This window comes from Natrialbaceae archaeon AArc-T1-2 (assembly GCF_030273315.1).
Classification (GTDB): domain Archaea; phylum Halobacteriota; class Halobacteria; order Halobacteriales; family Natrialbaceae; genus Tc-Br11-E2g1.
In genome coordinates this window covers 1,585,709-1,599,139 of sequence record NZ_CP127174.1, presented here as the reverse complement: position 1 = coordinate 1,599,139, position 13,431 = coordinate 1,585,709, and the positions used below count along the sequence as shown (strand labels likewise).

The following is a 13,431-nucleotide window of genomic DNA, read 5'->3' as shown; positions in this document are numbered from 1 at the left end:
CTCGTCGTGGCAGACCTCTGCATACAATTGTTTCTCAAAGACGTGCGTTTAGATGGGAGACGCTGCAATATTTAGCCGCATATGGATACGATAGCCGTACTGGGGGCAGGTTCCGGCGGTGCGATGACGGCGAACCTCCTCCGGCGAAAGCTAGACAGTGACGAGGCGGAGGTCGTCGTCGTCGATAAGAGTACCGAACACTTCTACCAGCCGTCGTTTTACCTCATCCCGTTCGGGTACCTCGAGCCCGACCAGTCACGGGACGTCGACGAACTGCTCAAACCGGGCGTCGAGTTTGTCCATGACGCGGTGACGGGCGTAGACCCCGACGAACAGACCGTCGCGCTCGAGGCGGGTGAGGACCTCGAGTACGACTACCTCGTCGTCGCGACGGGCCACCGACTCGACCCGACCGCCACACCCGGCCTGCTCGAGGCCTGGCAGGAAACGGACGAGGTCTTCCCGTTCTACCACTACGAAGCCGCCCTCGAGCTGGGTGAAGCTCTCGAGGACTTCGACGGTGGGACCTTCCTCGTTACCCAGCCCAACACGCCGATTAAGTGTCCCGGCGCGCCGCTGAAGCTGACGATGCTCGCCGAGGACTACTTCCGCCGGCAGGGCATCCGCGACGACGTCGAGGTCATCATGACCAGAAACGCCGAACACCACTTCGGCGTCCAGCCCTACCGCGACAAGCTCTATGAGATCTGGAACGATCGCGACATCAAGTTCGAAGAGAACTTCTCCGTCGAGGAGATCGATCCCGACGCCGGTGTCGTCCGTTCGGCCGACGGCGAGGAGATTTCCTACGATCTCTACGCGCCAGTGACGCCGCAGTTCGGCCAGGAGCCGATCACCGACAACTCGCCGCTGACTGAGGGTTCGGACGACGGCGAGTACGTCACGATCGACAAACACACCTGTCAGCACGACGAGTACGACAACGTCTTCGCGCTGGGTGACTGTGAGAACGCACCCCACTCGAAGACGGCCGCGGCCGCTCGCAAGCAGGCTCACGTCGTCGCGAACAACCTGCCGGCGGTGATGAACGGCCGACCGATGCCAAAGGAGTACGACGGCTACGCCGCCTGTCCGTTGCTCACCGAGAAAGGCAAGGCACTGATCGCGGAGTTCGATTACGAGAACTCGATCTCCGCACCCGTCGAGAGCAAGATGAACTGGATCATGGACGTCAACGTCCTCCCGTCGGTCTACTGGGACGCCTGGATGAAAGGCTACGACCCGCTTCCGTAACCAATGGCTCAGAAAGACCAATCGGTAGACAGCGACTTCGACGGCACCGGCTTCGAGGCCGCCGAAGTAAACGAGCTCGCCCGCACGCTCGAGGAGAACGACGAGGAGCTCGCCGAGTTACTCGAGTTGCTCGTCGTCGTCCAGGAGCTTTCGGAGGATCTCGCGCCCGAGCTGCGCGAGGCAGCCCACGAGTCCCGCGAGCCGGTCGCAGAGCTGCGCATGGCTCTCGAGCGCGAGGAGACGCTCGTACTCGTCCAGCGCGTCGGCGAGAACGCCGATACGCTCGTCGAGCTCTTAGAGACCCTCGAAGTCGTCGACGAACTCGTCGGCGATCTGGTGCCAGAGGTCAAGACGATCGTTCGCGAGAACCGCGAGACGATCGAACGGCTCCGGTTCGCCCTCGAGCGCGAGGAGACGCTCGTCTTGCTCGAACGGCTCGGCGAGAACGAAGAGACGCTGATCGAGCTGCTCGAGTTGCTCGACGTGACCTACGAGCTCGCCGAGGACCTGATCCCGGAGGCCATAAGCGTCGTTCAGGAGAATAGACAGCCGATCACGGAGTTGCGAATGATGGTCGCCGGCATGAGCCACGCCTACGGCGAGGCCGACCTCGAGCCCTACCAGCTCGGGCAGAACCTCGGTAACATGCTCGTGCTGGGCAGTAAGCTGGGTGATGAACAGCTCATCGACTCAGTCGAGGCCGGCCTCGGTGCGTTCACCGAGGAGCAGCCGCCGAAGAAAGTCGGTCTCTTCGGGATGCTCGGCGCGCTTCGTGACGACGACGTCAGGCAAGGCCTCGGCATCCTGATCGAGTTCCTCCGGCGGATGGGGTCCTCGCGGTCGAACTGACTGCATTCGACGACCGAAGTCGGGTACCTGTGTTTTCGACGATCGCCGAGCGAGCGGGGTCGTCTCTCGAGCGCATCGTTGTCCTGTCCATTTCCGAGCAGTCACGGCTACGTCGTCGCTTCGCCTGCTACCCGTAGCCATGCCACGACTCCATTGATGCGAAAATATTTCGAGATAAGTGTAGAATAACCACAGGCTACGAAAACTTCTCTTTTCGAAAGGTCAATCATTATGCCGTCACATAGTATCGGATGCAATGTCCGCAGAGACTGACGACGACGGAGCGAACGGATTCCCGCTCATCGGCGACGAATTCCCACAGCTCGAGGTAGAGACGACCCACGGAACGAAGACGATCCCGGACGACTACGAGGGCGAGTGGTTCGTCCTCTTTAGCCATCCCGGTGACTTCACGCCGGTCTGTACGACCGAGTTCGTCGGCTTCGAACAGCGCCGTGAGGAGTTCGCCGAACGCAACACCGAACTGATCGGCCTCTCGGTCGACCGCGTCCACTCACACATCAAGTGGACCGACTGGATCGACGACGAACTCGACGAGGAGATCGGATTCCCGATCATCGCCGACGAGAGCGGTACCGTCGCCGAGGAGCTCGGTATGGTCCACCCCGGCCAGGGAACGTCGACGGTTCGTGCGGTCTTCATCGTCGACGACGAGGGTATCACACGCCAGGTGCTTTACTACCCCAAAGAGATCGGCCGCAACATCGACGAGGTCCTGCGCTCGCTCGAGGCGTTGCAGACCCACGAGGAAGAAGACGTCGCCCTGCCGGCCGACTGGCCCGAGAACGAAAACTTCGGCGACAAGGCGTTGCTCTCGCCGCCTGGAACGGTCGAGGAAGCCGAACAGCGACTCGAAGAGGTCGACGAGGAGGAGTACGACTCCTACGACTGGTGGTTCACGCTCAAGGACATCTAGAGCCTGGGTGACGCAACTGACACAGCCGGTCGCCGACCCGTCTCCCGTCGGCGTGACCGTCTCCGGCTCGAACTGCGACGTTTTTTCCGCTTGTCCGGACTGGTATCTCGAGTACCGAAGGTGTTCGGTGTCGACGGAATCTTGAAAGGGAGCGGTCACCCATGAGCGGCTATGGAAGCCGTCTTCGCGACCGACCTCTCCGAAGCGACCGGAGCAGCGATCGAGTCCCGGACCTGTCTCGAGTGTCTCTCCCGGATCGGCGTCGAGACGGTACACGTCGTCACCGTCGTCAGTTCGAACGTCCACTACGGCGTTCCCGGAATGACCAAACCGCGTGAGAAGGCGCTCTCGAGACAGCGTCGCACCATCGAGGACGCCGGCTTCGACGTCGACGTCCACGTCGTCCGCGGGCCACCCCACCAGCGGATCAACGGGATCGCAAAGCGCGTTGACGCGGACCTGATCCTCGTCGGATCACGTGGCCGCGGCGAGTCCGACCGACGGGTGCTCGGATCGACCGCACGAAACGTCGTGCGCGCAGCGACCCGTCCCGTCCTCGTCGAACGGATCGTCGAGGACGACGGTCCCGAAATCGTCCGCGAGCACCTCTTCGAACGGATGCTGTACGCGACCGACTTCTCCGAGAACGCCGAACGGGCGTTCGACCAGTTCCGCGTCGTACAGGACGCCGTCGAGGAAGCGACGCTCGTTCACGTGCAGGGACCGGAACAGGAACGCATCGACGACGACCGCGCCGAGGCACACGAGAAACTCGAGACGCTGGCGAGCGAACTCGCGACGCTCGGAATCGACGCGGAGACGATGGTTCGCACCGGGAACCCGGAAGAAGAGATCCTGGCCGCCGAAGACGAGGTCGAGCCGACGACGGTGCTCGTCGGAGCCCGCGGACTCAGCCGACTGCGCCGACTACTGCTCGGTAGCGTCTCCGAGACCGTCCTCGAGGAAGCATCGGCCAACGTACTCGTCGTTCCACCGCGTGGACGGCGGTAACTGTCCGTCTTCTTTCAGCGTTCGTGAATAGTCATTGATGTGGCTGTATCCCAACGGCTTGCGTGGCTTTCTTCAGCATATGTCAGTGTATATGCCACAGAGAGTCGGTACACGCAGTGCCAGCAACTTTCGTCACTTATGCCCGCTCGGTGCAGTGGTACAGCGGACGAATGGCATAAATATATGGGTTGCTCGAGGCCTTAAGAACGCCCGGCTCGAACGTTCTACTACATGGTCGAGACGATTTCAGCAGCCGAACTACGCGATCGTATCGAGGCGGACGATGTCGACGTCCTCTTCGACACCCGAGCACCGGAGGACTACGAAGACTGGCGCATCGCCGAAGCCGAGAACGTCGAGTACTCGGCGTCGAACGACGAACTCGTCGGTGAGTTCGACCCCGAGGCGTACGACGCCGACGACGAGATCGTCGTCACGTGTGCGACCGGTTGCTCTGCAGAAGCGTTCGCCGAGTACCTCGAGGACGAGGACTTCGAGAACGTCGCCCGCGTCGAGGGCGGGATGGAAGACTGGAGTCTCGTTTACGACGTCGTCTCGATTGCGACCGAGCGCGACGGCCTCGAGATTCTCCAGCTCCAGCGCCGCTCGAAGGGCTGTCTCGGGTATCTCGTCGGATCGAAACGAACCGGTAAAGCGGCACTCGTCGACGTCACCCGCGCGACCGACGCCTTCGAGCAGGCTGCAGCCGACCGCGGCTACGAGATTGACCGGGTCTTCGACACCCACATCCACGCCGACCACATCTCCGCGGGTCGCGACCTCGCCGACGAGTACGAGGTCCCCTACCACCTCGGCGAGCCCGCGAACACGCGTGACCCCAACTACGACTTCGACGGCCTCGAGCCCAACGAGACGGTGATGGTCGGCGACGTCGCCATCAAGGCCGTTCACACGCCGGGCCACACGACTGGCATGACCTCTTACCTCGTCGAGGACGAGGCCCTGATGACCGGCGACACGCTGTTCGTCGAGTCGATCGGCCGCACCGAACTCCAGTTCGCCGGCGAGGACGCGAAAGCCGGCGCTCGCGTCCAGTACGAGACGCTCCAGCACAAGATCGCCACGATGCCCGACCACGTCAAGATCCTCCCCGGGCACTTCTCGCTGACCAACTGCGGCGAGTACATCGACGTCGAACCCGGCATGCCGATGTTCTCGACCGTCGGCGAGATCTGGGCGAAAAACGAGATCATCCAGCTCGACGAGGACGAGTTCGTCGAGCACATGTTCGACAACCTGCCCTCCAAGCCGCCGAACTACGAGAAGGTCATCGAGACCAACCTCGGCGTCTACGAGCCCGCGGACGAAGACGAGCGCAACGAACTCGAGCTCGGTCCAAACCGGTGTGCGGCGACCGAAGACAGCGCCGTCGCTGACGACTAAGTCGATACAGCCCTCCATCGTTACTAGTTAGAAAATGATCGGAATAGAAGGTGGGGTGATCGGCGCAGCCGCAGTCGTCGGCGTCATCCTGGTGCAGGCAGTGGCCCTCTACGTCGGATACGGCTGGCTCGAGTCGATCGTCGAGAAGGCTGTCGTACGCTATCGAGGGGAGGCATAGCGAATGGAACTGCTCGGACTCGGCCTGTCGTTGCTGGTGTTGTTCGTCGTCTTCGGCTTCATGGTCGGAGTACTGTTCGGATTCTTCGGAATGGGGGGTTCGTTCCTGATCACGCCGACGCTGTTGATCCTCGGCTACCCCGCCTCCGTCGCCATCGGGAGCGGGCTGGCGTTTTACTTCGGGACGTCGGTCATCGCCGTGATGAAACACTACGACGTCGGCCAGGTCGATTACAAACTCGGCGCAGCGTTGTTCGTCGTCCTCTCGATCGGGATCGAACTCGGCAGTCGGCTCGTCTTCGCCCTCGAGGCACTAGGGATCGCCGAACTCGTCACTGGCGGAGCCTACATCGTCCTGCTTGCAGGCATCGGCTTGCTGTTCCTCCGGCGTGCATACGCCCTCGACGACGAGGACGACGCTGACGACGGGGACGAGGACGTCGACGACGACGAGATTCCGCCGATCGCTCAGAAGATCCAGTCGTACCGAATTCCGCCGATGATCTCGCTCGTCTCCGGCGGCCGGACGTCGCTGTGGACGGTCACGGGTGCCGGCGGGGGTGTCGGCCTCGTCTCGGGACTGATCGGCGTCGGCGGCGGATTCATCCGGATGCCGGCGATCTACTACCTGATCGGGACGCCGCTTACTGCCGCAGTCGGGACCAGCCTCTTCGCCGGGCTGTTCTCGGGTGCGTTCGGTGCGTTCACCTACGGCATGCAGGGTAGCGTCGACCTCGCGGTCGTCGGGCTGTTGCTCGTCGGGAGTGCACTCGGCGCTCGCATCGGCTCGGCCGCCACGGCCATCGTCGAAGAAGACGACGTCATCGTCTACTTCGGCATCATGATGCTACTTGCAAGCGTCGGGATCGCCATCAGCGAGGCCGCCGACTGGATCGGCACGGACGGCCTCGAGATCGTGAGCGTCCTCCTGCTCGTCGGCTCGTCGTTTTTCGTCGCGCTGATCATCCTCTATCAGGCCGTCCAGTCGGCCGACGTCGGCGATCCGAACACAGCGCCGACGCCCGACGGAGACGACTAACGATGCCGACGAGTCACCAGCTCAGTGATCGATCAGCCGGCTTCAGCCGCCACTCGAGAAACCGTTCTAAATCGTGATACTCATCGTCGCCGTCGCCGTCATCCTCGCACTCGGCGTCGCTTCCCGCGTCATCGCGGATCGACTCCGGATCCCGAGTGTCCTCTTTCTGATCGTTGCAGGGATCGCGATCGGTCCCGAAGGGATCGAGATCGTCTCCCGGGAGACGTTCGGCGGCGGACTCTCGGCGATGGTCGGCGTCAGTGTCGCGATCATCCTCTTCGAGGGCGGCTATCACCTGCAGCTACACAAACTCCGAGAGAGTCCAACGGCACTGGCCCGTCTCACGACCGTCGGTGCGCTCGTCACCTGGCTCGGGACGGCCGCCGCCGTCGTCGTCGTTCTCGATACCAGTCTCGAGGTCGGCCTGTTAGTCGGAGCGTTGTTGATCGCGACCGGCCCGACGGTGATCGGTCCCATCCTGCAGGTCGTCACCGTCCGAGATAACGTCGCCGCCGTCCTCGAAGGCGAGGGCGTGATAAACGACGTGACTGCGGCGATTCTGGTCGTCGTCGTCTTCGAGGTGTTGATCGCGGGCAACGGCGGTCCGGTCCGGTTCGTCGGGGACTTTCTCATGCGCCTGTCAGTCGGACTGGCGGTCGGCGCGCTCGTTGCGGCAGGCGTGTGGTTCGTGTTGAATCGTGCAAACCTCGCTCCCGGAAACGGACCACTCCACGCCAGGTTGATCGTCCTCGCTGGCATCGTCGTGGCCTACGCCGGCTCCGAACTGATCGCCCACGAGACGGGAATCGCCGCCGCAGCGATGGCCGGATTCGCGCTCGGGAACGTCGACCTCCCACACCACGAGGAGGTCATCGACTTCCTCGACGATCTCTCGGTCGTCGTGCTCTCGTTTATCTTCGTCGCGCTGGCGGCGTTGATCGATTTCGCGGACATCTTCGCGCTCGGACTGGCCGGGCTCGCCATCGTCGCCGCGGTCACGATGGTGCTTCGACCGGCCGTGATCTACCTCTCGACGACCGGCACACGGTTTACGCTTCGCGAACAGCTCTTCTTGAGTGCCGTCGGCCCACGCGGGATCATTCCCGCGAGCGTCGCGACGCTGTTTGCCGTCGAACTCCAGGCGCTTGGCCGACCACAGGAGGCACAGCTGCTCGCCGGCACCGTCTTCTTGCTCATCTTCGCGACGGTCGTCCTCCAGGCCGGCCTCGCACGACAGATCGCGGACGTCCTCGAGGTATCACCAATGCGTACTATCATCGTCGGCGGGGGACGGGTCGGCCTGTCTCTCGCGGAACGGCTTGAACGTGACGGAGAGAACGTACTGCTCGTCGACCACGACCCCGAAGCGGTCGAAAAAGCGCGGAAACGCGGCCTCAGAGCCATCGAGGGCGACGGTACCGACGCCGAGGTTCTGGCACGCGCCGGCACGGACAACGCGAAGACGGTCGCCGCCGTGACGCCGGACGACGACGTCAACCTGCTCGTCTGTCAGACCGCGGCGACGAAATTCGGCGTCGAGACGGTCGCCTCGCGAGTCAACCAGCCCGACAACGTCGAGGCGTTCGAGTCGCTTGGCGTCCACGCGATCGACCTCTCGATGGCGACCGCCTGGTCGCTCGAGAACGTCCTCGAACGGCCCTCGTTGTCGGCCTGGATGAACGAACTCGGACGGACGGGAGACGTCCAGGAGATCGAAGTGACCGCCTCGGACCTGGTCGGAAAGACGATCGCCGAACTCAACGCCGCGATTCCGGACGGCTGTATCGTCGGCTTGCTCACACACGCCGACGGAACGACGGAGGTACCGACCGGCGATCACGAACTTCGCGAGGGAGATCGCGTCACCTTCCTCGGACGGACAGACGCGGTCGACCGTGCCGTCAAGCGGTTCCATCCCCACGATTGATACGTGACGCGTCGTTTCCCGGGGCCCACCAGTATTCCACGAGTTTTACATTACAGTGGGCAGGAGGTCCAGCAGCGGGTAGGACATCTCGATCTCCCACCCTCCGTATTTACCTGGTACAATCCCCTAGCAATGCGTGGTCGCACTGTATTCAGAACCATTATATTCGATCGCCCGTTAGATGGTGGTAGTTAGGAGTGTATGGATAGTGCACAACCGGTCGTCGTTCGGTCGGAACCGATTCCCGCTCGTCCTCGAGACCGTCTCAAACGGTCGCCTCGAGTCGGACGAAGTGCAGACAGTTGCGACACCCAGTCACCTCGAGCGAACGTGATGACAGGGAGGACGTATCGATTCGGAAACGAAGCATCGTTCGACAGCCATGATCTCCGCGAGTTCGGGGTCGGGGTGACGACGTCACAGGAGGTCGTCTAGCCATGGCGTCGGGACTCAACCGCGATCTCGGATTGCCCGAAGTCGTCGCGATCAGTATCGGTGCGATGGTCGGATCGGGAATCTTCATTCTCCCGGCGCTGGCCTACGAGATCGCCGGCTCGACGGTCGTGCTGGCGTACATCCTGGCTGGGCTGTTAGTCATCCCCGCAGCGCTGTCGAAGTCCGAGATGGCGACGGCGATGCCGGAAGACGGCGGCAGCTACGTCTACATCGAGCGCGGGATGGGACCGTTGCTTGGCACCGTCGCCGGCATCGGGACGTGGTTCTCGCTGTCGTTCAAGGGCGCGCTCGCACTCGTCGGCGGCGTCCCGTATCTCGTCTATCTGCTAGAGCGCAGTCTCTCACCGGGGACGGTCACGGGGATCGCGCTGGGAATTGCGGCGGTGTTGATCCTGGTCAACCTCGTCGGCTCGGACGTCACCGGCCGGTTCCAGGTCGCAATCGTCGCGGTCATGCTCGCGGCGATGGTCTGGTTCGTCGCCGGCAGCGGCCTCGCCATCGAGACTGCACGGCTCGAGGGTGCGATGGATCCGGGATCGACCGGTCTGCTCGCGGCGACGGGTGCGGTCTTCGTCTCGTACGCCGGTGTCACCAAGATTGCAAGCGTCGCCGAAGAGATCGAAAATCCCTCCCGGAACATCCCACTCGGGATGCTGGTCTCGCTCGGGTTCACGACCCTGCTGTACGTGTTGCTGGTCGTGGTGCTCATCGGCGTCACACCCGGCGACGTCCTCACTGCCACCGACGCGCCTGTCGCCGTCGCTGCCGAGCAGACCCTCGGTACGATCGGCGTCGTCGCAGTCGTCGTCGCTGCCTTGCTGGCGCTTGTCAGCACCGCCAACGCCGGCGTGCTCTCGGCCTCGCGGTATCCGTTCGCGATGGCGCGTGACAACCTCGTTCCCGACTCGCTCGAGGAGCTTCACCCCCGCTTTAACACGCCGATGAGGGCGATCCTCCTCACGGGTGCCGTCATCATGGTACTGATCGCGTTCGTGCCGATCCTCCAGATCGCGAAACTGGCCTCCGCGTTCCAGGTGCTCGTGTTCATCCTGGTCAATCTCGCGGTCGTCGGCTTCCGGGAGGGAGCCGTCGAGGGATACGACCCCGACTTCGTCTCCCCGCTGTATCCCTGGGTCCAAGTGGCCGGCATCGTCGGCGGACTCGTCGTGTTGACGACGATGGGGACGATTCCGTTCGTCGGCTCGGTTCTCATCACCGCCGGTGCGATGGCGTGGTACTACGTCTACGCCCGCAAGCGGATCGACCGCGAAGGAGCGGCCCGCGCCGGCGTCCGCGAGAACGTCAGCGAACGTGCCACCGACCGTACCCGCGAGCTCTTCGAGTCCGACCAGGAGTACGACGTGCTGGTTGCGATCACCGAGACGACCTCACCCGAGGCGAAACGAGACATGCTCCGGATGGCGACCGACATGGGACGGCTACGATCGACGACCGTCTCCGTCGTCGAGTTCGTCGACGTCCCCTGTCGGGTGTTCGCCGGCGATCACGCCGACGTCTGTACCGACGACGTTCCAGGTTGGCTGCCGAACGACGACGACGACACACCGTCGTGGTTCCCCGACGGTCCGACCATCGGGCGATCGGTACGAACCTCCGGCGGCGTCACCGTCGCCGACGACGAGTCGGAACCGACGACGGACACACGCATCGAGTACCGCGAGGTCGACAGCGAGGACCACAACCGCGCGATCGTCGACTTCGCGACCTACGGCGACTACGATCTGGTGATCGCCGAACGCGACCAGGCCGAGTTCCACAAGCGGCTGTTCGGCAGCGACACCGACTGGCTGCTCGAGAACGCTCCCTGTGACGTCATGCTGGTCGACGACGACGGCTTCGACGGCGCCGACGAGATCGCCGTCGTCGCGAACCAGGGACCGTACGATCCGCTGAAGCTGCTGTTTGCCGACGCCGTCGCCGAAGAAACCGGCGCCGAACTCAACCTCTTACAGGCGATTCCCGCCGATGCCCCCGACAGCCAGCGCGAAACGGTCGAACGCTACCACGAGGAGCTCATCTCCACCCTGACCGTGCCGACGCGCTCGACGGTCATCGAAACCGACGACGAAATCGACGGCCTGGCGCGGTTCGTCGGCAACGCCGACCTCCTCGTGACCGGCATCGATCGAACCGGACTCGGTGCCCGACTGCTCGGACGACCCGGCAACCGGCTGATCGACAGCGTCGACACCACCGCCGTCATGGTCCAGACACACGACGGTCGAAGGCGTGGCCCCCTCGAGCGACTGCTGATGGATCACCTCTTCGGCTGACCGACCGCTTCACGGCGGTGGATCGCCGGTTCGTCACAGCAACGAGCAACATTTTCGAACAGCGTCGGTCGAGTGCGAACCAGTCCTGAAAATCGGTCCGTTCGACCCCTTTAGGCGCTGTGGTCGTCTAGTACGAGACGAGATGGGATCGACTGTGACGCACGCCAGGGTACGGAAACCGATACGCGTTCGCGACACGCGACGGCGGGTCGAGAGCCGGGCGTCGGAACGGAAACGATGAGTGCCACGCCGGACGATCGGCTTCGTGAATTTACCTTCAGCCTCGAGTACGAACCCGGCACGGACCCGATCGCAGACATCGTTCGCGAACACCCGACGCTCGAGATGTCGACGATCGACGTCGTCCTCGGGGACCGCTCGTGTATCCGGCTCGTCCAGCTCACTGGCCCCCCGAACGCGACCGATCGCCTCCAGACGGCACTCGAGGATCGCGACTACCGCCCGCGTTCGCTCGGAGCCGAGCCCTGTGGCGGCCGGAGTTCGTGGTACCGACTCGAGTGTGCGCCACGACGTCGGTTGCTCTACGTCTACGTCGAGGACGTCGGGACGGGCGTTTCGGTCGACAGACTCGCAGCGGCACACGTCGCACCCGGTACGATCTGTGAGAGTCGCTGTCGCGATGGGACCGTGTGGTGGCGACTACTGACCCGCTCCGACGACGGCGTCGGCGCACTCTACGATCACCTCGAGACGACCCTCTGTGAGGGGGTAACGCTCGAGATGGGGCATCTCGGCACGGCGACGGAGTGGCACGGCGACGGCATCGTCGACGTCGGCCTGTCGGGCCCACAGCGACAGGCGATCGCGGCGGCGGCTGCCCGAGGATACTACGAGCGCCCGCGGGAGGTCACGCTCGACGAACTCGCCGACGAACTCGACGTTCCGGAGTCGACGCTGTCCTATCGGCTCCGGATGGCCGAGTCGGCGCTCGTCAAGCACCACCTCGAGCGGTTCGTCGACCCCGACGAGACGCCGTCGGACTGACGGTACGTGGTCGTTCGCTCGTCCGACTCAGTCTGAGGTTCCGTATCCCTCGCTCTCGACCGGTCCCGAAAACACCGTATACAGATATCGGAAGTAGAGCAATACGAGCACCAGCGCCGGGATCACGACGACTGTGAGAACGTTGAGCGCAAGCGGCGAGATCACCGCCTCGCGAACGGTGGTTCCGGTCGATGGGTAGACGGTCGGATAGAGGAAAATAGCCACGAGGACGACGAGCGCGACGGCGACGCCCCCGGTGGCGGAGAACCAGACGGTGACTGCGTCACGAGTGGCGGCGGCCGCCCCGCCGACGAGCAAGAGGACCGTCGCGACGACGACCGCCGCGACCGGAACGGTAAGGAGCGTCTCGCGGACGCCGAGCGGATCGGTGACGAAGACGACGGTGAGCAAGGCGACGACGGTCACGAGATAGCCACCGCTTGCGTACAGTCCGTACGCAGCCATCTCCTCGCGAAGCTCGCCGGTCGTCTTCATCCCGAGGTAGGCCGCGCCGGCTGCGAGCGACAGGAAGACGGTCGCGACGCCGGTCAACACGCCCGGAAGGGAAAGCGTCCCCGTCCCGAACACCCAGCTTCCCGCGAGCGTGCCGATAAAAAGCGGCGAGAGGGTGCTCCCGGCGACGAAGCCGCGGTCGCAGGCCCGTTCCCATTCGGGATCGTCTCGCTGCTCTCTGAGTTCGGGCGTCACCCCGCGGAGGATGAGCGCGAACACGATCGCGAAGATCAACAGGTAGTGCTCGCTCAACAACGCCGCGTACACCGGTGGAAAGGCAGCGAGCAGTATCGTCCCGAACGCGACGAGCCAGACCTCGTTCGCGTCCCAGACCGGTCCGAACGCCGCGAGCAATAGCTCCCGTTCCTCCTCGTCCTCGCGCGTGGCGTACAACATCCCGATCCCGAAGTCGAATCCGTCGAGAAAGACGTACATCGCGAGCGTAAACAGCAAGACTCCGAACCAGAGTTCGGGCAGTGTCGGGACCAGATACTCGTCGACGGGAACGACGGGGCCGAACGAGACCGTCCGACCGACGAGAGAAGCGGTAACGGGCGACATCGAT

General features: G+C 63.6%; 11 protein-coding genes. 10 read left to right on the top strand and 1 reads right to left on the bottom strand.

Annotated elements, in window-relative coordinates:
* The first annotated feature begins 81 nt into the window (after window positions 1–81).
* The 10 genes from QQ977_RS08185 to QQ977_RS08140 all read left to right on the top strand — a co-directional run bounded on the left by QQ977_RS08185 (window position 82) and on the right by QQ977_RS08140 (window position 12,353).
* On the top strand, window positions 82–1,254 hold the full coding sequence (locus tag QQ977_RS08185) for an NAD(P)/FAD-dependent oxidoreductase (RefSeq protein ID WP_285925187.1): 1,173 nt from the start codon (window positions 82–84) through the stop codon (window positions 1,252–1,254).
* 3 nt (window positions 1,255–1,257) lie between these two features.
* On the top strand, window positions 1,258–2,103 hold the full coding sequence (locus QQ977_RS08180) for a DUF1641 domain-containing protein (RefSeq protein ID WP_285925186.1): 846 nt from the start codon (window positions 1,258–1,260) through the stop codon (window positions 2,101–2,103).
* Between the two features lie 256 nt (window positions 2,104–2,359).
* Window positions 2,360–3,040: a peroxiredoxin gene (locus tag QQ977_RS08175; protein WP_285925185.1), complete on the top strand. Its 681-nt coding sequence runs from the start codon at window positions 2,360–2,362 to the stop codon at window positions 3,038–3,040.
* Window positions 3,041–3,211: 171 nt separating this feature from the next.
* Entirely contained in the window at window positions 3,212–4,051 is an 840-nt protein-coding gene (locus QQ977_RS08170) for a universal stress protein (protein ID WP_285925184.1), read from the top strand.
* 231 nt (window positions 4,052–4,282) lie between these two features.
* A complete protein-coding gene (locus tag QQ977_RS08165) occupies window positions 4,283–5,455 on the top strand; it encodes an MBL fold metallo-hydrolase (RefSeq protein WP_285925183.1) in 1,173 nt (390 codons plus the stop codon).
* A 34-nt stretch (window positions 5,456–5,489) separates the two neighbouring features.
* The gene (locus QQ977_RS08160) at window positions 5,490–5,633 is read left to right on the top strand and encodes a DUF7512 family protein (RefSeq protein ID WP_285925182.1); all 144 of its coding nucleotides are present in this window, start codon (window positions 5,490–5,492) and stop codon (window positions 5,631–5,633) included.
* A gap of 3 nt (window positions 5,634–5,636) precedes the next feature.
* Window positions 5,637–6,671, top strand: coding sequence for a sulfite exporter TauE/SafE family protein (locus tag QQ977_RS08155; protein ID WP_285925181.1), 1,035 nt, complete (start codon window positions 5,637–5,639; stop codon window positions 6,669–6,671).
* 76 nt (window positions 6,672–6,747) lie between these two features.
* On the top strand, window positions 6,748–8,598 hold the full coding sequence (locus QQ977_RS08150; protein ID WP_285928684.1) for a cation:proton antiporter: 1,851 nt from the start codon (window positions 6,748–6,750) through the stop codon (window positions 8,596–8,598).
* 437 nt (window positions 8,599–9,035) lie between these two features.
* The gene (locus tag QQ977_RS08145; protein ID WP_285925179.1) at window positions 9,036–11,348 is read left to right on the top strand and encodes an amino acid permease; all 2,313 of its coding nucleotides are present in this window, start codon (window positions 9,036–9,038) and stop codon (window positions 11,346–11,348) included.
* Window positions 11,349–11,585: 237 nt separating this feature from the next.
* Complete coding sequence (locus QQ977_RS08140) at window positions 11,586–12,353, top strand: helix-turn-helix domain-containing protein (RefSeq protein ID WP_285925177.1); 768 nt, start codon at window positions 11,586–11,588, stop codon at window positions 12,351–12,353.
* A gap of 27 nt (window positions 12,354–12,380) precedes the next feature.
* Here the strand turns inward: QQ977_RS08140 and QQ977_RS08135 are convergent, their stop codons facing one another.
* Complete coding sequence (locus QQ977_RS08135; protein ID WP_285925176.1) at window positions 12,381–13,427, bottom strand: cytochrome d ubiquinol oxidase subunit II; 1,047 nt, start codon at window positions 13,425–13,427, stop codon at window positions 12,381–12,383.
* Window positions 13,428–13,431 lie beyond the last annotated feature (4 nt).

Coding starts and splice junctions, on each gene's coding strand:
- QQ977_RS08165 (WP_285925183.1), top strand. CDS start 4,283: ATGGTCGAGACGATTTCAGCAGCCGAACTACGCGATCGTATCGAGGCG.
- QQ977_RS08155 (WP_285925181.1), top strand. CDS start 5,637: ATGGAACTGCTCGGACTCGGCCTGTCGTTGCTGGTGTTGTTCGTCGTC.
- QQ977_RS08140 (WP_285925177.1), top strand. CDS start 11,586: ATGAGTGCCACGCCGGACGATCGGCTTCGTGAATTTACCTTCAGCCTC.
- QQ977_RS08180 (WP_285925186.1), top strand. CDS start 1,258: ATGGCTCAGAAAGACCAATCGGTAGACAGCGACTTCGACGGCACCGGC.
- QQ977_RS08170 (WP_285925184.1), top strand. CDS start 3,212: ATGGAAGCCGTCTTCGCGACCGACCTCTCCGAAGCGACCGGAGCAGCG.
- QQ977_RS08160 (WP_285925182.1), top strand. CDS start 5,490: ATGATCGGAATAGAAGGTGGGGTGATCGGCGCAGCCGCAGTCGTCGGC.
- QQ977_RS08175 (WP_285925185.1), top strand. CDS start 2,360: ATGTCCGCAGAGACTGACGACGACGGAGCGAACGGATTCCCGCTCATC.
- QQ977_RS08135 (WP_285925176.1), bottom strand. CDS start 13,427: ATGTCGCCCGTTACCGCTTCTCTCGTCGGTCGGACGGTCTCGTTCGGC.
- QQ977_RS08145 (WP_285925179.1), top strand. CDS start 9,036: ATGGCGTCGGGACTCAACCGCGATCTCGGATTGCCCGAAGTCGTCGCG.
- QQ977_RS08185 (WP_285925187.1), top strand. CDS start 82: ATGGATACGATAGCCGTACTGGGGGCAGGTTCCGGCGGTGCGATGACG.